A 23,234-nucleotide genomic window follows, 5' to 3' on the forward strand; every position below is an offset into this window, starting at 1 on the left:
TTGGCTTGGGCAGTCGCGCCTGAGTTTGCGACTGCCCCGTGAGAAGCGGGCCCTTAAGCCTCTTCTGCCGCCTTCTTCTTTGCCGGCGCTTTCTTCGCGGCAGGCTTCTTGGCGGCGGCCTTTTTGGCAGGCGCCTTGGCGGTCGCGGCCTTCTTCTTGGCCGGTGCCTTCTTGCCCTTCTTCTTGGCCGGCGCGGCGGCCGCGCGCGCATCGATAAGCTGAGCCGCTTCCTCCAGCGTCAGCGCGTCCGGCGCCACGCTCTTGGGCAGAGTCGCATTGGTGGTGCCATCGGTGACATAGGGGCCATAGCGGCCTTCCATCAGCTTGATCTCGGCCTCGGTGCGGGGATGGGCGCCTAAAACCTTGAGCGGCTCGGCGGCCTTGCGGGGGCCGCCGCGATTGGCGGCATCGGCTAGCTTCGCGACGGCGGCATTCATGCCCGTCTCGAAAATCTCCACGGTAGAGCCCAGCCGGGCATATTTGCCCTCATGCGCTAGATAGGGGCCATAGCGCCCGAGGCTGGCCACGATCGGCTTGCCGGTTTCGGGATGGTCGCCGATCGTGCGCGGCAGCGAGAGCAGCTTGACCGCCCAGTCGAGCGTCAGTTCGCCATCCGGCAGATCCTTGGGGATCGAGGCGCGCTTGGCCTCCTTACCATTGCCCATTTCGACATAAGGCCCGAAGCGACCCGACTTGCGCAGGATAGGCTCCCCGGTCTCGGGATGCTTGCCAAGCTCCTCGGGCCCGGTATCCGCCTCGCCACTGCCCCCAGGCTGGCCGAATTTGCGGGTGAACTTGCACTCGGGATAATTGGAGCAGGCGATGAATGCGCCGAAGCGCCCGCCGCGTAGCGACAGGCGCCCGTCCGCGCACAGCGGACAGGCTCGCGGATCGCTGCCGTCGGCCCTGTCCGGGAAGAGCATCGGCGCGAGAAATTCGTCCAGCTCCGCGGTGATCTCGGACGGCTTGCGATCCATGATCTCGACCGTCTTGGGCTTGAAGTCGCGCCAGAAGGCTTCCAGCACCGCCTGCCACTGGGCGCGGCCGCCGGAAATCTCGTCCAGCTCATCTTCAAGGCCGGCAGTGAACTCATAGGCCACGTAGCGCTCGAAGAAGCGCTCGAGGAAGGCCGTCAGCAGCCGCCCGCTCTCTTCAGCGAAGAACCGGTTCTTCTCGACACGGACATAATCGCGATCCTTGAGTGTCTGGATCGTCGAGGCGTAGGTGGACGGGCGCCCGATGCCCAGTTCCTCCAGCCGCTTGACGAGGCTCGCCTCGCTGTAGCGCGGCGGCGGCTGGGTGAAGTGCTGCTCCGCGCGCACATCGCGCTTGGCCGGTTGGTCACCTGCGGACATCGCGGGCAGCAGCTTGCTGTCCTCATCGGCCACGTCGTCGCGACCTTCCTCATACAGGGCCAGGAAGCCGGGGAACAGCACGACCTGCCCGGTCGCCCGCAGCGCGTGCTGTCCGGTGCCGTCGGTGAACTCGACCGCCGTGCGCTCCAGCCGCGCCGAGGCCATCTGGCTCGCCAGCGCGCGCTTGAAGATCAGATCGTACAGCTTGGCATGAACGCCCGAACCCACGCTCTCGCGCGTGAACTCGGTTGGGCGGATCGCCTCGTGCGCTTCCTGCGCGTTCTTGGCCTTGGTCTGGTACATGCGCGGCTTGTCCGGCAGATAGCCACCGTCATAGCGGTCCGCGATGGCCTTGCGCGCGGCGGAAATGGCGCTGCCATCCATCTGCACGCCGTCGGTCCGCATATAGGTGATCGCGCCATCTTCGTAGAGCTGTTGGGCGACGCGCATGGTTTCGTTGGCTGAAAGACCGAGCTTGCGCGCGGCCTCCTGCTGCAGCGTCGAGGTGGTGAAGGGCGGCGGCGGATTGCGGGTGGCCGGCTTGGTCTCGACAGAGGAGACGGTGAAGCGGCCGGCCTCCACATCAGCCTTGGCAGCCTTGGCATCGCCTTCCTTGCCGATGGTCAGCCGGTCGATCTTGTCGCCACGCCAGCGCACCAGCCGCGCCTCGAAGCTCTGCCCGGCCTGCTCCAGATCGGCGGTGACCGACCAATATTCCTGCGGCGTGAACGCCTCGATCTCGCGCTCACGCTCGACGATGATGCGCAACGCAACCGATTGAACGCGCCCGGCGGACTTGGCGCCGGGCAGCTTGCGCCACAGCACCGGCGAGAGCGTGAAGCCGACCAGATAATCCAGCGCGCGGCGGGCGCGATAGGCATCGATCAAATCTTCATCGAGGGCGCGCGGCGCCTTCATCGCCTCCGTCACGGCGGCCTTGGTGATGGCATTGAACGTCACGCGATCGACCAGCTTGGGCAGCGCCTTCTTATTGCGCAGCACCTCCTGCACATGCCAGCTGATCGCCTCCCCCTCGCGATCAGGGTCAGTCGCGAGGATCAGACGGTCGGCCTTCTTGGCCTCGTCGGTAATCGCCTTGAGCTGACGGGCCTTGTCGCCGTAATTTTCCCAGGCCATCGAGAAACCATCGTCCGGATCGACCGAGCCATCCTTGGCAGGCAAATCTCGAACATGGCCGTAGGACGCCAACACCCGGAAGTCGCCTCCCAGATATTTTTCGATGGTCTTGGCCTTGGCCGGTGATTCGACGATGACGAGTTGCATAGAGTTCCGCTAACGATCCTTACGTGTACGCGCGAGTCTGGAAACGGCTCGGCCGCAACGTCAAGCGAAATGCTTACTCGCCGACATCGGGCTTGTCGGCTGCCACATGCCGGCGGTGCCACGTCGCCTGCCGCCAGATATAGATCAGCACGATCAACAGGATGATGCCCGTCGACAGCGGCCCGAGGAACTGCTCGATATTGCTGAATCGCCGCCCGAGCACCCAACCGGCAATCGCCAGGCCGGAGCTCCATGCCGCAGTGCCGACCGCCGACCACACAAAAAAGCGGATCAGCCGCATCCGCAGAACGCCGGCGGGAATGGAAATGACCGAGCGAATGGTCGGGAGGACCCGGCCGATCATCACGATCGGCCCGCCGAAGCGCCGAAACAGGCCCTGCGCGCGCTCCACCTCTGGCCAGTCGAGCGTCAGCCAGCGGCCATATCGCTCGATGAGCGGGCGGAAGCGATGCAGGCCGATCATCCGCGCCAGCGCATACCAGAACAGATTGCCGGCCATCGCGCCCGCAGTACCGGCCAGGATCACGCCGCCCAGCCCCATGCCACCCCGCGCGGCGAGCACGCCCGCGACCGGCATGATCACTTCCGATGGGATTGGGGGGAACACGGTCTCCAGAAGCATGAGCAGGAACACGCCGAACAGGCCGGTGCTCTCCACGATATCAAACACCCAATCCTGCATTGAAAACTCCAGTCCAGCGCGCGTTAGCGTTAGGAGACGGGCGGATCTGCAACACGCAGACCCGCCCTGCCTCAACACCCATCAGCGCAAATAGTTGATGATCGCATAAACGCCGATGGCGCAGAGCAGAACAATTATCGATATCGCCGTATAGCCGAAGGGCGAAATCCGCTCGATATGATCCTTGTAGAAGCGCTCATAGCCGGGCCGCAGGTCATCGCGAGCGGACAGCATCGCGACATCATAGGAGGAGGCCTCCTTGCGATACCAGTGGAGAAGGCGGCGCAAATCGTCCTCGTTCAGGTCAGGATATGCGGCGATCAAGGCGTCGATGCGCGCCTGCGCAGCGACAGCCCCGGAGTCGGGGGTCGTCAGTTGTTTCATGATAATTGTCCGAAGTTCGGGTGAGATAGGGCGCCGAGAAGGCGCGATTACCGAGCTTCAGACAGAGGGAGGTGGGCGTGGGCCTCGATTGCGGCGCGCCGCCTGATCGTGGGTTGGGTCAGTGCGGTCCAGCCGCGGCAAGAATTGGGGGAAAGCCTCTGTGTGCCCTGCCGCCACGACATCGGGCGCATAGGGGAGCGGCGGCAGCGCCTGATGCAACTCCGCCTTGGTAAACTCGCTCCGCCCCGGCGGGACCAGCGCAACTTCCACCGTCGAAGCGCTGAAAGCCGAGCCGTTGCGCGGCTGGAATGTCGCGGCACCGTCGGGCCATGCCTGCACCGCGATGAGCGCAAGGAGCAACAAGGATAGCAGCCGGCGCATCATCGCGCCGGGCAGTCCTCGCCCCTGCCAGGCGGGCGGCGTGTCAGGCGATGCCACCTCAGGCAAAGCTCACCCGTCCCCCGGCATGGCGCTGCAGACGACCGGCAATCTCAAGCTCCAGCAGCGCCGTCTGCACGCTCGCCGGTGCTAAGCCGCTCTGCCGGATCAGTTCGTCAACCGCCACCGGGCTGAGGCTGAGCAAGCCCGTCACGCGCTGCCGTTCCGCCTCCCCCAGATCGTCAGATGGCGGCTGCGACAGGAAGTCGCGCTGCCCCGAGCGCAGCGCGCGCGGATCGAGCGACGCGATCGCCTCCACGACATCCTGCGCGCTTTGCACCAGCGTGGCGCCGTCGCGAATGAGGGCATTACAGCCATGGGCGCGCGGATCGGCCGGAAAGCCGGGCACGGCCATCACCTCCCGCCCCTCCTCGCCCGCCAGCCGCGCAGTCAGCAGCGAGCCCGAGCGCGGCGCAGCCTCCACCACCACCGTACCCAGGCTCATCCAGGCGATGATCCGGTTGCGGGCGGGAAAGTGGCGGGCAAGCGGCTCAGCGCCGGGCGGCAGTTCGGTGAGCAGCAAGCCCTCGCGCGCAACCCGCTCCTGCAGATCGGCATTTTCCGCCGGGAAATTGACGTCGATGCCGGACCCGATCACCGCAACGGTCCGCGCGATCCCGGCCCCCTGATGCGCGGCGGTGTCGATGCCGCGCGCGAGACCGGAGACCACGACGATGCCGGCCTCTTGCAGGGCATGGGCCAGTTCTCGCGCAAATCGGCAGGCTGCGGCGGAGGCATTGCGCGCACCGACGATGGCGACACAGCGCTCAACGCCCAGCCCCACGTTGCCCCGGGCGATGAGCACCGGCGGGGCACCTTCGGCCTGGCCGAGCAGAGCCGGGTAATCCGCCTCGCCCAGAAACAGATAATGCGCGCCCAGCCGCTCGACCTGCGCGATTTCGGCATCGACGCTGTGGCGATCACAGGGCTTGAAGCGCCGGTTTCCGCCGCGCGAGGCGAGATCGGGCAGCGCCTCCAGAGCGCGTCCCGCCGTGCCGAAGCGGGCTAGCAGTTGCCGATAGGCGACCGGGCCGATATTCGGCGTCCGGATGAGCCGCAGGCGATCGTACCGATCTGCGTTGAGCGTCGTCATGCGGCGCGGGAGCTTCCCACGCGCGGTTCTTCCCCGCGCAGCAGGCGCGCGATGTTCAACCGATGCCGCCACAGCACCACGAGCGCCATGCCGGCGATGGGCGCCGCCAGATCGGGCCGGCCAATCAGCAACGCTGCCACCGGCGCGCTGATGGCCGCGCTCATGCCGCCCACCGAACTGATCCGAAACAGGGCAAGCGCGGCCAGCCAGACCGCCGCAAAGACCAGTCCGGCGATCCAGGACAGTGCAAGACATACGCCCAGCATCGTCGCCACGCCCTTGCCGCCGCGAAAACTCAGCCAGACCGGATAGCAATGCCCCACAAAGGCCATGACGCCGCCAATAGTGGCGCCGCTGAGGGCCATATCACCGACCGGCATCAGCCATGCGCCGACCATCGCCGCGACGGCGCCTTTCGCGCCATCCAGCAGGAGCGTCGCAGCCGCGAGGCCCTTGCGCCCGGTGCGCAGCACATTGGTCGCGCCGATATTGCCGGAGCCGATCGCGCGCAGGTCCCCTGCCCCAGCCAGCCGCGTAAGGATGATGCCGAAGGGGATGGACCCCAGAAGATAGCCGACAAGCGCGACAAGGGCCGGCAACTGCCATTGCATGGGAATTCTGCTCCTGTTTCGCCGGTGACCTTTGCGCAGCAGCGGGCGATCTTGCAAGCAGGGATCGCGTGCGGGTGCCCGGCGGGTGGCGCGGACGGGCCCATCGCATGACTTTAATTTGCAACATTTCTGTCATCGATCCATCACAGGATCATGGCAGCGCAACCCGAGATGAAGACAATCGCGGTGTTCAGCCTCAAGGGAGGCGTCGGCAAATCCACCTTTGCCGTTAATCTGGCATGGGCCTCGGCAAGCCTCTCTGCGCGGCGAACGTTGCTGTGGGATCTCGACCCGCAGGGCGCAGCGACCTGGCTCCTGGCCGCGCAAACAGAAACGCGCGACGCCGCCCGAGCGGTCTTCGCGCGGCAGCTGGAACCGGAAGACATCTGCCAACCCACCGCCATCCCCGGCCTCGATCTCTTGGCCGCAGACATGTCCCTTCACGGTCTGGAGCGGCTGCTCTTCGATCTGGGTAAAAAGCGCCGGTTGGCGAAGCTCCTCTCGGGCCTCGCGCCGCGTTATGACCGCGTCATCCTGGATTGCCCGCCCGGGCTCACCGAGACAGCCGAGCAGGTGCTGCGGGGCGCAGATCTTGTCGTGGCGCCGGTGATCCCCTCACCGCTCGCCCGCAAATCGCTCGATGATCTGGCCAGCATCCTGATCCGGCGCGGCGGATGGCATCCCCCGATCCTGCCGGTGTTCTCGATGGTGGACCGGCGGCGCAAGCTCCATGCCGAGGCGCTCGAAGCCCATCCAGACTGGCCGATCGTCAGCTACTCCAGCCTTGTCGAGCAGATGGGCTTCCGGCGTGCGCCGCTCGCCACTTATGCCGCCCAGAGCCAGCCGGCCGAGCAATTTGCGACGATCTGGCAAGCCATCGAGCGCCGTCTCGCCAAAGGGTGAGGCGAAAGGATTAGGCGACCTGCGTCGCCGAGCGCCCGAACAGGCCGATGCTCTCGTCTCGCGACATGGGCCGGCCGAAATAATAGCCCTGAATCTTCGAGCATCCCAGCGCCCGGATGATGTCATATTCCCCTTCGGTTTCTACACCCTCGGCGGTGGTCTCCAGCCCAAGGCTGGTGGCCATGGCCACCACCGCGTTGATGATGGCGAGGCTCTCACGCTGGCCGCGAGCGGCGCCGTGAATGAAGCTTTGATCGACCTTGATGGTGTCGAACCGTGCACGGGAAAGGTAGCCGAGCGACGAGTAGCCCGTCCCGAAATCGTCCAGCGAAAGCCGGATGCCCATTTTCGCCAACCGATCGAGCGCCTGCGACGCGCCCGTCTCCTCCTGCATGAATACGCTCTCGGTCACCTCCAGCTCCAACCGGCTGGCGGGAAGCCCGGACTGCGCCAGAGCTGCGCTGATCTGTGGGACGATCTCGGGATCGCATAGTTGCTGGGCCGACACATTGACCGAGAGGCTCACCGCGTCGGGCCAGTGACAGGCTGTCTTGCACGCCGTCTCCAGCACCCAAGCCCCGAGGCGGGAGATGAGCCTTGTATCTTCGGCGATAGGAATGAAGCGGCTGGGCGGAATCGGACCAAGCTGGGGGTGCGTCCACCGGCAGAGCGCTTCGAAGCCGATGACATGGCGGGACCGCGCGTTGACGATGGGCTGGTAGACCAAGTGAAATTCGCCGGCCTCGATTGCGTTGCGCAACGCCAGTTCGAGATTGCGACGCTCCTCTGCATCGGCGTGCATCGATGCCGTAAAGCGCAGATGCTTGCCGCGCCCGGCCTCCTTGGCGCGATACATGGCCAGATCGGCGCTGCGCATCAGCATATCCGCATCCGTGCCGTCCTGCGGTGCCATGGCCGAGCCGATGCTGGCGCCGATGAACAGCGTCTGCCCATCGAGCACATAGGGTCTGGACACGACCTCGATGATCGCGCTCGCCAGCCGGTCGACATAGATGGGGTCGGCCACCTCACGGACGACCACCGCGAACTCATCGCCGCCGAGCCGTCCGCAAACTTCGTTGAGCGAGCAGACGCCGCGCAAACGTTCGGCAACTTGGGCCAGAAGCTGGTCGCCGACGTGGTGACCCAACGTGTCGTTCACCGATTTGAACCGATCGAGATCGATCATCATGAAGGCACACCGCGTCTGCCACGTCTGCGTGTCTTCGACGGATTTAGCCAGTTCCTCGCCCAGATTGAGGCGGTTGGGAAGATTGGTGAGCGTATCCAGCCGGGCAAGCTGCGAAATGCGCTCGTTCGTCTCCTTCTGCACCGTGATGTCTGAGCCGACCCCGCGAAAGCCCAGGAAATTGCCGGCCTCATCCAGCCGGGGAGATGCGGACAATGACCACCAGCGTCGCGCACCATCGACTGTGCCGGACAGGCACAGGTCGGAAAAGGACACGCGGTCCTTGAGCTTCTCCGCCAGCACATGAAGGGCCGGGTCGAAGTCCCCATTCGTCCAGGTCGATCCCGCCAGCACCTGAAGGATGGACTGGCCGTCCACCTCTTCCACCGTCTTGCCGAGCATCCGCGCAAAGGCCGGGGAAACCCCGGTCAGACGCCGGGCGGGGTCGGTCTGCCACAGCACATCGGCCCCGTCGCGATCATGCTCGCGCAGCAGGAGACTGACGACCTCCCGCTTTTCGGCCAGCGCCTTGCTGGTCGAGACCTGCACGCCGAACTGGTGCGCCTGCCAGAGGCTTGTCGCCAAAGCGAGCAGAGCATAGATCGCCACTACGCCCGCCAGAAAGGGATCGGCATGGCGGAGCATCATCCAGACGGTGCCCGTGCCGATCGAGAGGATGAAGCCACTGGCGGACAAGGGAGTCGACTGGAACGAAATGGCCACCGACGCCATCAGGCAGCAGGCGATGGTCCAGAATGTGACCACTTCTTCCGGCCTGGCCTCACCGGTGAAGAGCACCATTGCGGCGACCCATATGGCGCCCTGCAGCCAGCAGATCGCGCCATGTCGCAACAATGCGGCCCGCGTCGCATCGGCATAATCCGACGCCACATTGACCCGGCGTAACCGCAGCAACTGCGCTTGTGAAATACCGAGCACCAACATCCAGACAACGAACATCCAGATATTGATATGGTTGTAAAACCGCGCGCCCACGAGCATGGCAGAGATGGCCGTGATCGTGGTGAAGAGCCCCAGCATCCGGTCTGCGGAGCGCATCTGGCTCCCGCATACAAGGCGCCCCTGCGCCCCGGGAAGCGGGCGGAATCCGCACAACAAGCCGAGCGAAACGACTTCCGTGGCGGGCGCTGCGCGCTGGTCTGGGACGGTTGAACGCTTGGTCACGGCGCGGTCATATCGCGCGCAGGTTATCAACCCGTAAGCAAGCGCTCGCAGTCTTTTACCGCGTCAACCGCCCCGATCAGGCCGCGATGTCATAGGGCACGATTTCCCCGGTCAAATACAGGGTCCGCGCCTTCGAGCGGCTGAGTTTGCCCGAGCTGGTGCGCGGCAGCGAGCGCGGCGGTACCAGTTCAACCACGCAGTTCATGCCGGTGATCGAACGGACGCGCTCGCGAATCTCTTCCCGCAGCCGTGCGCGCTCGACATTGTCGGAGACGCGGCAATGCACGAGGACGGCGGGTGCTTCCTCGCCTCCAGCGGTGGTGATGGCGAAGGCGGCAATGTCCCCCTGCTTGAAGCCCGGAAGCTGCTCTACCGCCCACTCGATATCCTGCGGCCAGTGATTCTTGCCGTTGATGATGATCATGTCCTTGGCGCGGCCGACGATGTACAGATAGCCATCCGAGAGATAGCCCATGTCGCCGGTGTCCAGCCAGCCATCGGCCATGCAGGCATCGGTCGATTCCTGATCGCGGAAATAGCCGACCATGAGCGAGGGACCGGTCGTCCACACCTTGCCGATGGTCCGCTCGGCCAGCGGGCCGCCGAATTCGTCGCGGATTTCGACAGTCATGCCCATCACGGGCTTGCCGCAATTGACGATCGCGCGGAAGCGCTGCGGGCGATCCTCCACGGCATGACCGCCGGACAGTTCGGTTTCCTCGACCAGCTCCACCATGATGCCTTCACCCGGCGGCATGATGGTCACGGCCAGCGTCGCTTCAGCCAGGCCATAGCTTGGTAGGAAGGCCTTGGGCGAGAAGCCGGCTTCCGCAAAGGCATCAACGAACTGCTGCATCACATCCGGGCGGATCATGTCCGCGCCGTTACCGGCCAATCGCCAGCGCGACAGGTCGAAGCGCTCGGATGCCCGCGTCTGGCTGGACATGCGACGGGCGCAGATATCGTAACCGAACGTAGGCGAATAGCTGATCGCGGTGCCCTGATGGCGCGAGATCATATCCAGCCACGCCAGCGGGCGGCGCGCGAAATCCTCGGTCTTGAGGTAATCGGTTGAGACCTGATTGGCGACGACCGACAGGAAGCAGCCGACCAGACCCATGTCATGATACCAGGGCAGCCAGCTGATGCAGCGGTCACTCGCGATCAGCTCCATGCCGTGGCTATGGGCCGCGAGATTGCTGAGCAGTGCCTTGTGGGTCACCGCCACGCCATGCGGAAACCGTGTCGATCCGCTAGAATATTGCAGATAGCAGATGTCATCCGGACCCGCCTGCGGCAGCGCACAGGCTGCAACGGGGGGTGCCGCGAGAAAGTCATCGAAACTGAGCGGTTCCACGCCCTTGCGGCGCGCGGCCTCGCCGGCCATCTCGCTCAGCTCGGCGGGGAAGAGCAGCATGATCGGGTCGCAGCTGTCGAGCTGGACGCAAAGCTGGTCGATATAGCTTTCCTTGCCGCCGAAGCTGGTCGGCAAGGGCAGCGGCACAGGCCAGGCACCGGCATAGACGATGCCGAAGAACAACTGGGCGAACTCGGGGCCAGTCTCGGCAATCAGGGCGATCCGCTGCTGGGGCTGAACACCCCGCGTAATCAACCGATAGGCGCAGGCCAGTGCATCGTCGCGCATTTCCGAAAAGGGATAAGGACGCGCAAGATTGCCGCGGGCATCGTGAAAGTTAACTCCACGAACACCCTGCGCCGCATAATCAAGCGCGGCACCCAAAGTATCGAAATCGGCAAAGCGCCGCTCAAGCCGATCTTCCGTCGGTGTTGGCTGCATCTTAAATGACCCTTCTTTTTCCGCCAGATATCATCCCCTTAAGTCAAGGCATGGCGGCTGTTCTCTTGCGTCTACGCCTGGCTGGCTTGCGCTTGTCTGAACCGAAAAGCCGCATTCTATGCCTGGCCCTACCCCGTTCTTGCGCGAGTTAGGCGCGTTTACTTTAAGACAGGGAGTGTGGCACAAAAATGGCGCATGACGCCGCGCCCGCAAAAATCACCGCCAAAACCGCTTGTCGAAGCGAGCCTTGAGGCGCTGGCTCTCCACTATGTCGGGCGCTTCGCCACCAGCCGGGGCCGACTCGCCGCCTATCTTACGCGCAAGCTGCGCGAGCGTGGCTGGGCCGGCGATTCCCCGCCCCCGACCGAGCGGATCACGCAAAAGCTGGTCGATCTCGGCTATGTGGACGACCGAGCCTATGCCGAGATGAAATCCGGGGCGATGCAGCGGCGGGGCCTCGGGCAACGCCGCATCGCGCAGACGCTGCGGCATGACGGGATCGACGAGACGACATCCGAGCACGCCGCGCCCGACGCTGCCGCGCAATGGGATGCGGCCGAGCGCCTCGCCCGCCGCAAGCGAATCGGGCCGTTCGCGGCCGAGCAGGCCGACCGGCCGCTGCGGGAAAAGCAGATCGCGACCTTTTTGCGAGCAGGCCACAGCATGCAGACCGCCCGCAACTGGATCGAAAGCGCGCCGGGCGAGTTGCCCGAGCGACCAGAGACCCTGTCAACAGAGGATTGGGAATGACGAAGAGGCGGCGGATCGGGCGTGGTCTGAACATCGGCGCGCTGGCGACAGCGCTCGCGCTGGCCGCCTGCCATGCGGCGCCGGAGGACAGCGCTAACACCTCAGCGGTTGCCAATAGCGCGGCCCTGCCCGCTGGCAGCACCGAAGTTCGCATTCACACGTCCAGCGGCCAGACCCATCGCTTCGTCGCGGAACTGGCGGTGGACAAGGAGGCCCAGCAGCACGGCCTGATGGGCCGCGAGACGCTGGCCGACGATGCCGGCATGATCTTTCCGTTCGCCTATCCCAACATGGCATCCTTCTGGATGAAGGACACGCGCGTCCCGTTGGACCTGTTATTCATCCGCACCGACGGCACGATTGCCGACATCCTGCAGGGCGAGCCGAACAGCCTGCGCCCGATCGCGGCCAATGAGCCGGTGACGGCGGTGCTGGAAATCCGGCAGGGACGTGCAGAGGCGCTCGGCATCGCCAAGGGTGACCGGATCGAATGGGGCGATTGCGCCACGGATGCAGGCGCCGGTGCCGGTCGCGCGCCCGTGTGGCGAGCGGATCGCTTCTGCCCCTCGTCGCAGCGCTGAGCGCACTTCATTCGATTCCACGTTGCCAATCCCCCGTGAGTGCGGCTAAGCGCTCTGGCCATGGGACTGCTCGGCAAGATCTTCACCTGGTGGGACGGCGCCACCATCGGCACCTCGCTGTTCACTTCGCGCAAAGGCACGAAAGTGGGCGAGGACCATCAGGGCAATGTCTATTATGAAGGCGGCACCGACCCCAACGGCCTCACGCGCCGCTGGGTGATCTACAAGGGCGCTAATGATGCCAGCCGCGTGCCGGCAGAATGGCATGGCTGGCTGCATCACAGCATCGACGGCACGCCCGAGAGCCATTTGCCGCCGCCCCGCATCTGGGAAACCGAATTCACGCCCAACCAGACGGGCACGCCGCAGGCCCATCTGCCTTCCGGCGCCATCGCTGCCGGCGGTCGCCGCCAGATGGCCACGGGCGATTACGAAGCCTGGACGCCGAATACGTGATGATTCTCCGGTCCGCGCGGCCGGGCCGATGGTTGCTCGCGCTCGGCATCATTGGACCGCTGACGGCCTGCGGAGACCCCGAGGCAGCCCGCAATGTCGCGGTCGTGCCGGAAGAGCGCACGCAGGACGAGCGCCCCGTGAAGGTCGAGACCGGCTTGCCCGGAACGCCGATGGCAGAGCGCGTCGCGGAGATCGGCCTGCTCAACAAGCGCAACGGGATCACCCAGAAATTCACGATGAAGCCGGGCGTGGCGTTGCGCTCGGGCAATGCCATCATCCGCCTGCGCGCCTGCGAAACCACCGCGCCGTGGGAAATGGACAAGGAAACCGGCGCATTCGTGCAGCTCGACGTGCTGGAAAGCCGCGACAATAAATGGCACCGCACCTTCTCCGGCTGGCTGTTCAAGGAACGGCCCGACCGTAATGTGGTGCTACACCCGATCTACGACGTCTGGGTGATCAGCTGCGCGATGAGCTGGCCGGAGACCGGGCCGGATACGGTGCGCGTGGCGGATCGCAGCGCACGGTCGGCCGGCGCATCCGGCAACGAATCGAGCGCATCGAACGCGGCAGAAGCACCCGCAACGCCATCCGCTCCCGCCGAAAGCGCTGCGCCTAGCAATCCCGAATAGGCCTGCGCGTCGATCTCCACCGCGCCTAGAGAGGCAAGGTGCGGGGTCATGAACTGGCAATCGAGCAGCGTGAACCCGCCGACCCGCAGCCGGGCGACCAGCCAGGCCATCGCCACCTTTGAGGCATCACGCCGGCGGCTGAACATGCTCTCGCCAAAGAAGGCCCGCCCCAGCGCCAGACCGTAGAGCCCGCCGACGAGATGGCGCTCGCCATCCTCGTGGCTCCACACTTCCACGCTGTGCGCCAGCTTGCCGTGGTGCAGGCGCACAAAGGCTTCCTCAATGTCCCGATTGATCCACGTCGTCGGGCGATCTGTGGCGCTCTGCGCACACAGGGCGATGACCTGCTCGAACGCGGTATCCGCAGTGACCTCGAACCGGTCGGCGCGCACGGTCTTGCGCAGGGATTTGGAGAGGTGAAAGCCATCGAGTGGCAGGATTGCCCGCCGCTCAGGCTCCACCCAGAAGACAGAATTGGCGGCACGGTCGTCGGCCATAGGGAACAGCCCGACCGCATAAGCGCGCAACAGGATCGGTAAATCGATCGCCATTCCCGGCCTTTAGCATCCCCACCGACCTTTGTCGCGCCCGTCCCTTGGGGCAAAAAGGGCTGGCAGGCGCCACCAGGAGGCGATAGCGATCCGGCACAGTCTGGAGAGGAGCAAGCCTGTGGCAATTTTCGTGCTGGTTCATGGCGCCTGGGGTGGCAGCTGGGGTTATGGCCCCCTTGCCCGTGAATTGCGGTCGGCCGGCCATGAGGTACACGTCCCGTCGCTCACTGGGCTGGGCGAGCGTGCTCATCTGGCTCATGGCGGCATTACGCTCAGCGATCATATCGCCGATGTTGTCGGCCTCATCGATTGCGAGGGCCTGCGCGACATCATCCTCGTCGGCCATAGCTATGGCGGCATGGTCATCACCGGCGTCTCGGCCCTGCGCGGCAGCCGCATCCGCAGCCTCATCTATCTCGACGCCTTCCTGCCGAAGGATGGCGAAATGCTCTGGGACATCGTCGATGACGGGACACGGGCGATGTATATCGAGAATCAGCGGCAGTCGCCGGGCCTCGTCCAGCCGATCTTCCCGATTCCGCCGGGGCGGGCCGGGCGCGTCTCGGGCCACCCGCTCCTCACCCTGCTCGAACCGGTCAAGCTTGGTGGCGAGGAGGACGCGGTCGCCCGGCGGACCTACGTCTTTGCGTCCGCCAGCCCGCTCGGCTCGTTCGCGCTGTTCCGCGCGCGTTGCACCGCAGACCCGGCCTGGGATGTCCACGAACTCCCCACCAGCCACATGATGTGGGACGATGATCTCCCCGGCACTACACGCATCCTCCTCGATGACGCGGCGAAGGACGAATGACGACAAGTTGCGGAAAGCGCCGTTGACCGCTTGCGCCCGCCTTCGGGTCGCGTTAAGGGCAGCGCCTTCACCGGCACAGGGGTGTAGCTCAGCTGGTAGAGCGTCGGTCTCCAAAACCGAATGTCGTAGGTTCGAATCCTATCGCCCCTGCCAAAACTTGCCCCGAGGCGCCCGAGCGCGTAGAGGCAAGGACGGTTGCGAAATGCAGGCGGCGGGCCGGCCGGAGAAAGCTCCGGGTGCGGTCCGCTTTCTTGTGTTTCGAAGAGTTCTGGTTTCATCTGAAAGAGCAGGCTGAGCGTGGCGAAAACCTCCCCCATCGAATTCGTGAACCAGGTCAAGGCCGAGTGGAACAAAGTCACCTGGCCGACCTCGCGCGAGACGGTGATGACCACGATCATGGTGGTGATCCTGACTACGGTGCTCGGACTTTTCTTCTTTGGCATCGACACGTTCTTTGGCTGGATCGTTCGCACGCTGCTGGGTTTGGCCGCGGGCCAGAGCTGATCGCCGCTCTCCCGACCAAGACGAATTGAGGAAACGATAAAATTATGGCGCGCTGGTACATCATCCACGCTTATTCGGGCTTCGAGAACAAGGTCCGCGAGTCCATCCTGTCCGAAGCCGAGCGCATGGGTCTGGCCCAGCTCATCGAGCAGGTCGAGGTGCCGACCGAGACCGTGACCGAAGTGAAGCGCGGCAAGAAGGTTCAGGTCGAGCGCAAGAACATGCCGGGCTATGTGCTCGCCAAGCTCAGCATGAACGATGATATCTACCACCTCATCAAGAACACCCCCAAGGTCACCGGCTTCCTCGGCAATTCCGGCAAGCCGCAGCCGATCAGCGAGGCGGAAGCCGCCCGCTTCTTCGGCGCGCGCGAGGAAGCCGCCGCCCAGCCGCGTCACAAGGTCAATGTCGATTACGAGATCGGCGACAGCGTGAAGGTGATGAGCGGTCCGTTCGCCAGCTTCATCGGCACCGTCGAGGAACTGGACTTCGAGAAGAGCCGCGTGAAGGTCTCGGTTTCGATCTTCGGCCGCGCGACGCCGGTGGAACTGGACTTCGAGGAAGTCGAGCTTTCCAAATAAGGCCTTCGACAGCCAATTTTTCGAGCCGCCGGTCCCTGATCGGCGGCTCTTTTCTTGTGTCGGCCCCGACAACTCGCTCGTCATTCCCGCGAACGCGGGAATGACGAGCAGGGAACGCCGAAAAGGCACAACGCGCCGCGCCGATCTTCAGCCGTTCTTCCACCTCATCCAACCTGACTATCGCGCAGGGCGATTGCGTTGGCGCGGCGAATGATCCCTTGATTGCGCAAGCACCGCAACGGTGCCGCATCGGGAGGGAGTGGGCGTGGCAGGGACCAGGAGATCGTGGATCGCAGGCATGGCGCTGATAACGGCGCCGCTGCTCCTTGCGGGACAGGGCGCCCGATCTGGCGACATGCAGCCAGCCCATGTCACCAGCGAGCGGATGCGGGCGCCGGACGCACCCGCCAGCGCCGGCAGCTGGATGGCCTATGGGCGCAGCTATGACGAGCAGCGTTATTCGCCGCTCACCCAGATCAACGACAAGACCGTCCAGCGGCTGGGACTGGCCTGGTACGATGATTTGAACACCTATCGCGGCGTGCAGGCGACACCGCTGGTGGTCGATGGCGTGATCTACAACGCCTCCGCCTTCAACATCGTGACCGCCTATGATGGACGGACCGGCCGCAAGCTGTGGACCTATGATCCGCAGGTCGAGCGGCAGTGGGCCCGGCTGGCCTGTTGCGGCCCCTCGACCCGTGGCATTGCGGCGTGGAACGGCAAGATCTACGTCGCCGCGCTCGACGGCCGGCTGATCGCCGTGGATGCGCAGACCGGCAAGGAGGTCTGGACGGTGCAGACCTTCGACCGCGCGCATCCCTATTCCATCACCGGCGCGCCGCGCGTGTTCGATGGCAAGGTGGTGATCGGCCATGGCGGCGCCGACTATGGCGTGCGCGGTTTCGTCAGCGCCTGGGATGCGGAGACCGGAAAACGGCTATGGAAGTTCTACACCGTGCCCGACAACCCCGCCGATGGCCCCGACGGCGAAGCCTCGGACGCGGCGATGAAGATCGCGCTGCCGACCTGGCACGGGGAGTGGTGGAAATATGGCGGTGGCGGGACTGCGTGGGACAGCTTCGTCTACGATCCGGCGCTCAACCTCGTCTATATCGGCACCGGCAACGGATCGCCGATCAGCTGGCATTTCCGCAGCGCGGGCAAGGGTGACAATCTGTTCCTGTGCTCCATCGTGGCGGTGGATGCCGACACTGGCGCCTATCGCTGGCATTATCAGGCGGTGCCGGAAGAAGACTGGGACTTTACCTGCACCCAGCCGATGATGCTCGCGGACCTGAAGATCAAGGGCAAGACCCGCCCGGTCATCATGCAGGCGCCCAAGAACGGCTTTTTCTACGTGCTCGACCGCAAGACCGGGGAATTGCTCTCGGCCGAAAAATTCGTGCCGAGCAACTGGGCCAGCCATATCGACATGAAGACCGGGCGGCCGGTGCTGTATCCGGGCGTGCACCTGACGACGGCGCCCCAGCGGATCACGCCGAGCCTGCTCGCCGCGCATAGCTGGCACCCCATGTCGTTCAGCCCGAAGACCGGGCTGGTCTATTTCCCGGCCATGGAACAATCCATCGTCTATGCCCGGCAGCGGGACGAGGATTTCGCCTTCGTGCCGTTCCGCAACAATGCAGGCTTCGATTATGCCGGCGCAACGCCGGAATGGGCTGCGCAGCGCAAGGCCTTGCAGGCAGAGGCGGATGCCATGGAGAAAGGCTATCTGCTCGCCTGGAATCCGGTCACACAGAAGGAAGCCTGGCGCGTGCCCTATTCACTCCCCGGCTCGGGCGGCACGCTGGCGACGGCGGGCAATCTCGTCTTTCAGGGCACCATCGAGAAGACCTTCACCGCGTATCGCGCCGACACCGGGCAGAAGCTCTGGGACATGAATGTCGACAATGTCGCCATCGGCGGTCCAGTCACTTACGCCATCGACGGCGTGCAATATGTCGCAGTGAATGTCGGCTGGGGCGGATCGATCGTCGCGGGGCTGAGCAAGATTCCCGGCGGCTTCCGGGTGTCACCGGCGCGGTTGCTGGTGTTCAGGCTGGATGCCAAAGGCGTGACGCTGCCGCCCCTACCGCCGCCGACGGCCCTGCCCCGCCCGCCCTTCCTCCGCGCCACCGAAGCGCAGGTGCGGCAGGGCGCCCAGCTTTATGGCGACACCTGCGCCCGCTGCCATGGCGAGAATGCGCGCGGTGGCCTCAAGGATCTGCGCTACATGACGCCTGACACCCGCGCGCATTTCCTCGATATCGTGCTGGAAGGCACCAAGGCCGATCTGGGCATGGCCAGCTTCAAGGGCGTGCTGGATAAGGCACAGGCGGAGGCGATCCACGCCTACCTCATCGCGCGCGGCAATGAGGACTGGCAGGACGATGCCGTGCGACAATGACGGGTCGCTGCGTGCGGCCTAGCCCCGTCGCTGGGCAAACCAGATGACGTGGCGCGGCCCCTTGCCGTTCTCCCGCGCCTTCACCGCCACCTCGTCGACGATGAACCCGGCGCTCTTCAGCCGGCGGGTGAAGGCTTCGTCCGAGCCGGCGGACCAGACGGCGAGAATGCCGCCCGGCTTGAGTGCCCGCATCGCCTGGGAGAGGCCGCGCGCGGAATAGAGCCGGTCATTGGCCGGCACGGTGAGGCCGTCGGGGCCGTTATCGACGTCGAGCAAGATGGCATCGTAGCGCCCCTGCCCGTCCTCGATCAGCTCGGCGACGTCGCTGTGGACGAGATCGACGCGGGAATCATCCAGGCAGCCGGCCGCCAATTCGGCCATCGGCCCCCGCGCCCATTCGATAATCTCCGGCACCAGCTCGGCCACCGTGACCTTCGCCTGCGCATCGAGCGCGCCCAGCGCCGCGCGCAGCGTGAAACCCATGCCATAGCCGCCGATCAGCAGATGCCGTCCCGCGCGGGTCGGCAGCCGCTCCAGCGTCATCAGCGCCAGCGCCTTTTCTGATCCGCTCATCCGGCTGTTCATCAGTTCGTTGCGGTCCAGTACGATCATGAAATCGTCGCCGCGCCGGAACAGGCGCAGATCCTCGCCGCCGGGCACCTTTGCCGTGCCGAGATGTTCGCGGGGCTTCATATCGTTCCTTTCAACCGAGCCGTCCCTCTGGCAGACCCGGAGGCATCGCGCAAACGGTCCCGGCACTGTATGCCTCCGCGCGACTCTCCCCCCAATCCAATCCCCGGAGCTTCATGCGTTACTTTCTCGATACCGAATATAATGGTTTTGGCGGCGCCCTGATCAGCCTGGCCCTCGTGCCCGAATATGGCGATCAGGAGCTGTATCTCTCGCTTCTGCCGCTTCCCGAACCGCTCCACCCTTGGGTCGAGCATAATGTGATCCCTTATCTGCGCCATGTGCCGACCGGGCTGGATTATGCCGTGGAGCGGGCCAATGCGTCCGAGCTGGTCGCCACTTATCTCGCCGGGGACAATGAGCCGATGATCGTCGCAGACTGGCCCGAGGACATCGCCCATTTCGCGACGCTGCTGATGACCGGCCCCGGCGAGATGATCGATGTGCGCGGCCTCCGCTTCGAGCTGGTCAATGCCGCCGGGTTCAGCAGCGCGCGCAACAGCCAGGTGCCGCACAATGCGCTGCACGACGCTCGCGCCTTGCGGGGTTTCGTGCTTTCGACCGATATCTGAACCGGGCGGCGCAGCAGGTATCGCTTGCCGCCGCCCGATAGATTGCTAACCATCAAAAGAATAGTTGCCTTACGAACGATTCGAGGCACAGCCGGAGAGGACAGCCAGCATGGCCAGCGCGCGCCGCTCGATCGATATCGCCACGTTCATCAATGAGCGGAAGCTCGGCCCGTTCAATTTCCGGCTGATCGTTCTCTCCTGGCTGATCACGGTGTTCGACGGGTTCGACATGATGCTGATCAGCTTCACCGCGCCCTGGATGCGCGATGAGTTGAGCCTTTCCACCCACCAGCTGGGCAACGTGTTTTCCGCCGGCCTGTTCGGCATGATGGTCGGCGGTTTTGCCTTCGCATACATTGGCGACAGGATCGGGCGGCGACAGACGATCATCGGCGCCGCCTTCGCATTCGGCATTTTGACGACCGCCACCGCGCTGGCGCAGAGCTATGAAGCCCTTCTCATCCTGCGCTTCCTCGATGGCTTTGCCATTGGTGGCATGCTGCCGCTCGCCTGGGCGCTCAACATCGAATATGTGCCCACCAAATACCGCTCGACCGTGGTGACGGTGATCATGGTCGGCTACAGCCTCGGCTCCTCGCTGGCCGGGCCGGTGACCGTGTGGCTTGCCCCCACCTATGGCTGGGAGGGCGTGTTCGTTTTCGGCGGCCTCGGTACAATCGTCTGCGCCTTTGCCCTGCTGTTCTGGTTGCCGGAATCGGTACGCTTCCTCGCCAGCAAGAACCTCAAGCCGGACCTCATCGCCAAGACGCTGAACAAGGTCGATCCCACGCTCGGCGCGACCGCGCAGGACCGCTTCGTGCTCAGCGACGAGAAGCAGGACACCAGCAACTTCACCGCCGCCAAGCTGTTCAAGGGCGACCTTAAATGGCTGACGCCGCTGCTCTGGCTGGCCTATATCGCCAGCACGCTGGCCGTCTATTTCAAGGCCAATTGGGGCCCGATCGTCTATGAGGATCTCAAATTCTCGCGGGAGACGGCAGCCTATGTCTCGTCCATCGGGGGCATTGCTGGCGCGGTGCTGGGCCTGCTGCTGATGCGCTTTACCGATGGCAAGGGGCCGCTCGCGGTCGCGGTCTATCCCGCCGTCGCCTTCCCGCTCCTGCTGCTGGTCGGCCTGGTGCCGATGGAACCGACGCTCTTCCTGATCGTCTCGGTCGCCGCAACCAGCTTCGTGGGCGGCGCGCATTTCGGTATTCTGTCGATTGCCGGCGTCTTCTATCCCTCCGCAATCCGGGCGAACGGCGCCGGCTGGGCAACATCCGTAGCCAAGATCGGCGGCATTGCAGGGCCGATCATCGGCGCGTTCGTGCTGGCGAGCGGCCTGCCGATCGTGCGCAGCTTTGCCATTCTGGCGCTGTGCCCTGCCGTTCTGGCACTGTGCGCGCTCGGCATCGGCATGATCGTGAAGCGCCGCAAAGCACCAGCAGACGTGCTCAACACGGCACAACCTGCGGCGGCCGAATGAGTGGCGGCGCAACGGACTGAAAGCCCCGCTTGATCGGCAAGCGGAAATGCTCGCTGGTCTTCTGGGTGAAGCCGCGCCAATAGCGCGCCTCTCTTCCAAGCCAGTGCGACGAAACCCATGACCACAGAGCGCCTCTTCAAACCGATCCTCGCCGGCGCCCGGCTGATGCCGCGCCTGCTGGCCGTGATCGGCGCGACGGCGGGGATCGGGCTGACGATCGTGCTCTGCCTGCAATTCCCGATCGCTTATGCTGATCTGCCGATCATCGTCGCGCCCATTGGCGCTTCGGCAGTGCTGGTCTTTGCCGTGCCGACCAGTCCGCTCGCCCAGCCCTGGTCGGTGGTGGGCGGTAACATCCTCTCGGCACTGGTGGGCGTGGCGGCGGCCCGCTGGATTCCGCCAATGGCGCTGGCCGCCGGGGTGGCTGTCGGCGGCGCGATCCTCGTGATGTCGCTCTGCCGCTGCCTACACCCGCCCGGCGGGGCGGCGGCGCTGACCGCCGTGATCGGCAGCCAGGGCATTCACGATGCCGGCTATGCCTTCGCCTTCGCGCCCGTTGGGCTCAATTCCATCGCGCTGGTGTCGCTTGCCATGTTCTTCCATCGCATGACCGGGCACAGCTACCCGCATCAGCCGGCTGCGCCCACAATCCATAGCGACCAAATGCGGGAGGCTTCAGGGCTGCACAGCGAGGATATCGACAAGGCGCTGGAGGATATGGACGAGAGTTTCGACATCAGCCGGGACGATCTCGCCCTGCTGCTCTCCCAGGCGGAGCTTCATGCGCTGGCGCGGCGTACTGCCGGGCAAAAGTGAATCGAGAAGACCGCTCTTTCCTTTTGTACCGGTCACCGCTATAGGCGCCGGCTTCCGGACGGTCTTGCAGGCCTGATGGAAGCCCATTGCGGGAGGACGACCCCTTAGGGTCAGCCGTTTGACCGCTAAGCTTGAACCGGGCGGCGCCATTGGCCCCGCCTTCTACAGAGTGAGTGTAATGGCCAAGAAAATCACGGGCTATATCAAGCTCCAGGTGCCCGCTGGAGCCGCCAACCCCTCGCCGCCGATCGGCCCTGCCCTGGGTCAGCGCGGCGTGAACATCATGGAATTCTGCAAGGCGTTCAACGCGGCGACCGAAAAGGAGCAGAAGGGTACGCCCCTGCCCACGATCATCACCGTCTACGCTGACCGCAGCTTCTCCTTCGTCACCAAGAAGCCGCCGGCAACCTATCTCATCAAGCAGGCCGTGAACCTCAAGTCCGGCTCCAAGGAGCCCGGCAAGGTCTCCGCCGGCAAGATCACGCGTGCCCAGCTCGCCGAGATCGCCGAAGCGAAGATGGTCGACCTCAATGCCAACGACATCGAGGCCGCGACGAAGATCATCGAAGGCAGCGCCCGCGCGATGGGCCTGACCGTGGTGGAGGGCTAAGAACATGGCAAAGCTGACCAAGAAGGCCAAGGCGATGGCCGCCGCAGTCGATGCGAACAAGCTGCACGGCGTCGATGAAGCCATCGCGCTCATCAAGAAGAACGCCACCGCCAAGTTCGACGAGACCGTCGAAGTCGCGATGAACCTGGGCGTCGACCCGCGTCACGCCGACCAGATGGTCCGTGGCGTCGTCACCCTGCCCGCCGGCACCGGCAAGGATGTGCGCGTTGCCGTCTTCGCCCGCGCCGACAAGGCTGATGCCGCCAAGGCAGCCGGCGCCGAGATCGTGGGTGCCGAGGATCTGCTCGAGCACATCCAGAACGGCAATTTTGACTTCGACCGCGTGATCGCGACGCCCGACATGATGGGTCTGGTCGGTCGCCTCGGCAAGGTGCTGGGTCCCAAGGGCCTGATGCCGAACCCGAAGCTCGGCACCGTCACGCCGAACGTCGCTGAAGCCGTGAAGGCTGCCAAGGGCGGCCAGATCGAGTTCCGCGTCGAGAAGGCCGGCATCATTCACGCCGGTCTCGGCAAGGCCAGCTTCACCGAAGCCGACCTGCGCAAGAACTTCGACGCCTTCGTCGATGCCATTGTGAAGGCCAAGCCCTCGGGCTCGAAGGGCAAGTATGTCCGCAAGATCGCTCTGTCGTCCTCGATGGGCCCGGGCGTGAAGGTGGACGTGGCTCAGGTCGCCTCGGCCTGATCTCACCCAATTCTAAAAACGCCCCGCCCGGTATCCACCGCGGCGGGGCTTTTTTATTGCCCGATGTTGTGATCTGAGTCGGCGGTCTGATTAGGCGTTTGTTCGTAAAGCGCCTGTTAACCCTGCGATGGCATTGCTTGG

23 protein-coding genes, 1 tRNA gene and 1 pseudogene are annotated in these 23,234 nt (G+C 64.7%); 15 read left to right on the top strand and 10 right to left on the bottom strand.

The window, feature by feature from the left end:
• Positions 1 to 53: 53 nt before the first annotated feature.
• From topA to plsY, 6 genes are all read right to left on the bottom strand, one after another.
• Positions 54 to 2,639: a type I DNA topoisomerase gene (gene topA, locus M2334_RS09480; protein WP_264594603.1), complete on the bottom strand. Its 2,586-nt coding sequence runs from the start codon at positions 2,637 to 2,639 to the stop codon at positions 54 to 56.
• Positions 2,640 to 2,712: 73 nt separating this feature from the next.
• A complete protein-coding gene (locus tag M2334_RS09485) occupies positions 2,713 to 3,342 on the bottom strand; it encodes a DedA family protein (protein WP_264594604.1) in 630 nt (209 codons plus the stop codon).
• A gap of 81 nt (positions 3,343 to 3,423) precedes the next feature.
• Complete coding sequence (locus tag M2334_RS09490) at positions 3,424 to 3,726, bottom strand: hypothetical protein (RefSeq protein WP_264570147.1); 303 nt, start codon at positions 3,724 to 3,726, stop codon at positions 3,424 to 3,426.
• Positions 3,727 to 3,783: 57 nt separating this feature from the next.
• The gene (locus tag M2334_RS09495; protein ID WP_264594605.1) at positions 3,784 to 4,164 is read right to left on the bottom strand and encodes a hypothetical protein; all 381 of its coding nucleotides are present in this window, start codon (positions 4,162 to 4,164) and stop codon (positions 3,784 to 3,786) included.
• A gap of 1 nt (position 4,165) precedes the next feature.
• Positions 4,166 to 5,257 carry a DNA-processing protein DprA gene (dprA, locus tag M2334_RS09500; RefSeq protein WP_264594606.1) on the bottom strand — a complete coding sequence of 364 codons (1,092 nt, stop codon included), beginning with the start codon at positions 5,255 to 5,257 and terminating at the stop codon, positions 4,166 to 4,168.
• On the bottom strand, positions 5,254 to 5,868 hold the full coding sequence (plsY, locus tag M2334_RS09505; protein WP_264594607.1) for a glycerol-3-phosphate 1-O-acyltransferase PlsY: 615 nt from the start codon (positions 5,866 to 5,868) through the stop codon (positions 5,254 to 5,256). The genes dprA and plsY overlap by 4 nt, the downstream gene beginning before the upstream one ends.
• Before the next feature lie 153 nt (positions 5,869 to 6,021).
• Between plsY and M2334_RS09510 the strand changes: the two genes are divergently transcribed.
• Positions 6,022 to 6,771, top strand: coding sequence for a ParA family protein (locus M2334_RS09510; RefSeq protein ID WP_264594608.1), 750 nt, complete (start codon positions 6,022 to 6,024; stop codon positions 6,769 to 6,771).
• Positions 6,772 to 6,781: 10 nt separating this feature from the next.
• Here M2334_RS09510 and M2334_RS09515 read toward each other — a convergent pair whose 3' ends face one another.
• Positions 6,782 to 9,019, bottom strand: a complete 2,238-nt coding sequence (locus M2334_RS09515) for a putative bifunctional diguanylate cyclase/phosphodiesterase (protein ID WP_264605288.1) — start codon at positions 9,017 to 9,019, stop codon at positions 6,782 to 6,784.
• A 202-nt stretch (positions 9,020 to 9,221) separates the two neighbouring features.
• Positions 9,222 to 10,943, bottom strand: coding sequence for a fatty acyl-AMP ligase (locus M2334_RS09520; protein WP_264605289.1), 1,722 nt, complete (start codon positions 10,941 to 10,943; stop codon positions 9,222 to 9,224).
• A 195-nt stretch (positions 10,944 to 11,138) separates the two neighbouring features.
• On the opposite strand from M2334_RS09520, the gene M2334_RS09525 reads away from it, so the two are divergent.
• From M2334_RS09525 to M2334_RS09540, 4 genes and pseudogenes are all read left to right on the top strand, one after another.
• Entirely contained in the window at positions 11,139 to 11,693 is a 555-nt protein-coding gene (locus M2334_RS09525; protein ID WP_264605290.1) for a regulatory protein RecX, read from the top strand.
• A complete protein-coding gene (locus M2334_RS09530; protein WP_264605291.1) occupies positions 11,690 to 12,274 on the top strand; it encodes a DUF192 domain-containing protein in 585 nt (194 codons plus the stop codon). The genes M2334_RS09525 and M2334_RS09530 overlap by 4 nt, the downstream gene beginning before the upstream one ends.
• Before the next feature lie 60 nt (positions 12,275 to 12,334).
• Positions 12,335 to 12,730: an NADH:ubiquinone oxidoreductase subunit NDUFA12 gene (locus M2334_RS09535; protein WP_181559488.1), complete on the top strand. Its 396-nt coding sequence runs from the start codon at positions 12,335 to 12,337 to the stop codon at positions 12,728 to 12,730.
• A 236-nt stretch (positions 12,731 to 12,966) separates the two neighbouring features.
• Positions 12,967 to 13,137 (top strand): annotated as a pseudogene (locus M2334_RS09540) (DUF2155 domain-containing protein); the annotation flags it as partial.
• 35 nt (positions 13,138 to 13,172) lie between these two features.
• On the opposite strand, the gene aat reads toward M2334_RS09540, so the two are convergent.
• Positions 13,173 to 13,913 carry a leucyl/phenylalanyl-tRNA--protein transferase gene (gene aat, locus M2334_RS09545; RefSeq protein ID WP_264605292.1) on the bottom strand — a complete coding sequence of 247 codons (741 nt, stop codon included), beginning with the start codon at positions 13,911 to 13,913 and terminating at the stop codon, positions 13,173 to 13,175.
• Between the two features lie 118 nt (positions 13,914 to 14,031).
• On the opposite strand from aat, the gene M2334_RS09550 reads away from it, so the two are divergent.
• The 5 genes from M2334_RS09550 to M2334_RS09570 all read left to right on the top strand — a co-directional run bounded on the left by M2334_RS09550 (position 14,032) and on the right by M2334_RS09570 (position 18,216).
• Complete coding sequence (locus M2334_RS09550) at positions 14,032 to 14,721, top strand: alpha/beta fold hydrolase (RefSeq protein WP_264605293.1); 690 nt, start codon at positions 14,032 to 14,034, stop codon at positions 14,719 to 14,721.
• A gap of 77 nt (positions 14,722 to 14,798) precedes the next feature.
• Positions 14,799 to 14,874: transfer RNA gene (locus M2334_RS09555), tRNA-Trp, on the top strand.
• A gap of 144 nt (positions 14,875 to 15,018) precedes the next feature.
• On the top strand, positions 15,019 to 15,225 hold the full coding sequence (secE, locus tag M2334_RS09560) for a preprotein translocase subunit SecE (protein ID WP_181559485.1): 207 nt from the start codon (positions 15,019 to 15,021) through the stop codon (positions 15,223 to 15,225).
• A gap of 44 nt (positions 15,226 to 15,269) precedes the next feature.
• Positions 15,270 to 15,806, top strand: coding sequence for a transcription termination/antitermination protein NusG (gene nusG / locus M2334_RS09565; protein ID WP_181559484.1), 537 nt, complete (start codon positions 15,270 to 15,272; stop codon positions 15,804 to 15,806).
• Between the two features lie 298 nt (positions 15,807 to 16,104).
• Positions 16,105 to 18,216 (top strand): PQQ-dependent dehydrogenase, methanol/ethanol family, encoded by a 2,112-nt coding sequence (locus M2334_RS09570; RefSeq protein ID WP_264605294.1) that lies wholly within the window; start codon positions 16,105 to 16,107, stop codon positions 18,214 to 18,216.
• An 18-nt stretch (positions 18,217 to 18,234) separates the two neighbouring features.
• Here M2334_RS09570 and M2334_RS09575 read toward each other — a convergent pair whose 3' ends face one another.
• Entirely contained in the window at positions 18,235 to 18,909 is a 675-nt protein-coding gene (locus M2334_RS09575; protein ID WP_264605295.1) for a spermidine synthase, read from the bottom strand.
• Between the two features lie 113 nt (positions 18,910 to 19,022).
• Here M2334_RS09575 and M2334_RS09580 point away from each other — a divergent pair, with 113 nt between their 5' ends.
• The 5 genes from M2334_RS09580 to rplA all read left to right on the top strand — a co-directional run bounded on the left by M2334_RS09580 (position 19,023) and on the right by rplA (position 23,093).
• The gene (locus tag M2334_RS09580; protein ID WP_181559481.1) at positions 19,023 to 19,478 is read left to right on the top strand and encodes a hypothetical protein; all 456 of its coding nucleotides are present in this window, start codon (positions 19,023 to 19,025) and stop codon (positions 19,476 to 19,478) included.
• Between the two features lie 109 nt (positions 19,479 to 19,587).
• Positions 19,588 to 20,964: an MFS transporter gene (locus M2334_RS09585; protein WP_264605296.1), complete on the top strand. Its 1,377-nt coding sequence runs from the start codon at positions 19,588 to 19,590 to the stop codon at positions 20,962 to 20,964.
• A gap of 117 nt (positions 20,965 to 21,081) precedes the next feature.
• Positions 21,082 to 21,780: an HPP family protein gene (locus M2334_RS09590; RefSeq protein ID WP_264594618.1), complete on the top strand. Its 699-nt coding sequence runs from the start codon at positions 21,082 to 21,084 to the stop codon at positions 21,778 to 21,780.
• Positions 21,781 to 21,958: 178 nt separating this feature from the next.
• Entirely contained in the window at positions 21,959 to 22,390 is a 432-nt protein-coding gene (rplK, locus tag M2334_RS09595; protein ID WP_181559478.1) for a 50S ribosomal protein L11, read from the top strand.
• A 4-nt stretch (positions 22,391 to 22,394) separates the two neighbouring features.
• Positions 22,395 to 23,093, top strand: coding sequence for a 50S ribosomal protein L1 (gene rplA / locus M2334_RS09600; protein WP_181559477.1), 699 nt, complete (start codon positions 22,395 to 22,397; stop codon positions 23,091 to 23,093).
• The last annotated feature ends 141 nt before the right edge of the window (positions 23,094 to 23,234 follow it).

This window comes from Sphingobium sp. B11D3D, assembly GCF_025961755.1.
Classification (GTDB): Bacteria; Pseudomonadota; Alphaproteobacteria; order Sphingomonadales; family Sphingomonadaceae; genus Sphingobium.

What these genes read in the sequence shown, in the direction of transcription:
- topA (WP_264594603.1), bottom strand. Translation starts at nt 2,639, where the DNA reads ATGCAACTCGTCATCGTCGAATCACCGGCCAAGGCCAAGACCATCGAA.
- M2334_RS09485 (WP_264594604.1), bottom strand. Translation starts at nt 3,342, where the DNA reads ATGCAGGATTGGGTGTTTGATATCGTGGAGAGCACCGGCCTGTTCGGC.
- M2334_RS09490 (WP_264570147.1), bottom strand. Translation starts at nt 3,726, where the DNA reads ATGAAACAACTGACGACCCCCGACTCCGGGGCTGTCGCTGCGCAGGCG.
- dprA (WP_264594606.1), bottom strand. Translation starts at nt 5,257, where the DNA reads ATGACGACGCTCAACGCAGATCGGTACGATCGCCTGCGGCTCATCCGG.
- plsY (WP_264594607.1), bottom strand. Translation starts at nt 5,868, where the DNA reads ATGCAATGGCAGTTGCCGGCCCTTGTCGCGCTTGTCGGCTATCTTCTG.
- M2334_RS09510 (WP_264594608.1), top strand. Translation starts at nt 6,022, where the DNA reads ATGGCAGCGCAACCCGAGATGAAGACAATCGCGGTGTTCAGCCTCAAG.
- M2334_RS09515 (WP_264605288.1), bottom strand. Translation starts at nt 9,019, where the DNA reads ATGCGCTCCGCAGACCGGATGCTGGGGCTCTTCACCACGATCACGGCC.
- M2334_RS09520 (WP_264605289.1), bottom strand. Translation starts at nt 10,943, where the DNA reads ATGCAGCCAACACCGACGGAAGATCGGCTTGAGCGGCGCTTTGCCGAT.
- M2334_RS09525 (WP_264605290.1), top strand. Translation starts at nt 11,139, where the DNA reads ATGACGCCGCGCCCGCAAAAATCACCGCCAAAACCGCTTGTCGAAGCG.
- M2334_RS09530 (WP_264605291.1), top strand. Translation starts at nt 11,690, where the DNA reads ATGACGAAGAGGCGGCGGATCGGGCGTGGTCTGAACATCGGCGCGCTG.
- M2334_RS09535 (WP_181559488.1), top strand. Translation starts at nt 12,335, where the DNA reads ATGGGACTGCTCGGCAAGATCTTCACCTGGTGGGACGGCGCCACCATC.
- aat (WP_264605292.1), bottom strand. Translation starts at nt 13,913, where the DNA reads ATGGCGATCGATTTACCGATCCTGTTGCGCGCTTATGCGGTCGGGCTG.
- nusG (WP_181559484.1), top strand. Translation starts at nt 15,270, where the DNA reads ATGGCGCGCTGGTACATCATCCACGCTTATTCGGGCTTCGAGAACAAG.
- M2334_RS09570 (WP_264605294.1), top strand. Translation starts at nt 16,105, where the DNA reads ATGGCGCTGATAACGGCGCCGCTGCTCCTTGCGGGACAGGGCGCCCGA.
- M2334_RS09575 (WP_264605295.1), bottom strand. Translation starts at nt 18,909, where the DNA reads ATGAAGCCCCGCGAACATCTCGGCACGGCAAAGGTGCCCGGCGGCGAG.
- M2334_RS09580 (WP_181559481.1), top strand. Translation starts at nt 19,023, where the DNA reads ATGCGTTACTTTCTCGATACCGAATATAATGGTTTTGGCGGCGCCCTG.
- M2334_RS09585 (WP_264605296.1), top strand. Translation starts at nt 19,588, where the DNA reads ATGGCCAGCGCGCGCCGCTCGATCGATATCGCCACGTTCATCAATGAG.
- M2334_RS09590 (WP_264594618.1), top strand. Translation starts at nt 21,082, where the DNA reads ATGACCACAGAGCGCCTCTTCAAACCGATCCTCGCCGGCGCCCGGCTG.
- rplK (WP_181559478.1), top strand. Translation starts at nt 21,959, where the DNA reads ATGGCCAAGAAAATCACGGGCTATATCAAGCTCCAGGTGCCCGCTGGA.
- rplA (WP_181559477.1), top strand. Translation starts at nt 22,395, where the DNA reads ATGGCAAAGCTGACCAAGAAGGCCAAGGCGATGGCCGCCGCAGTCGAT.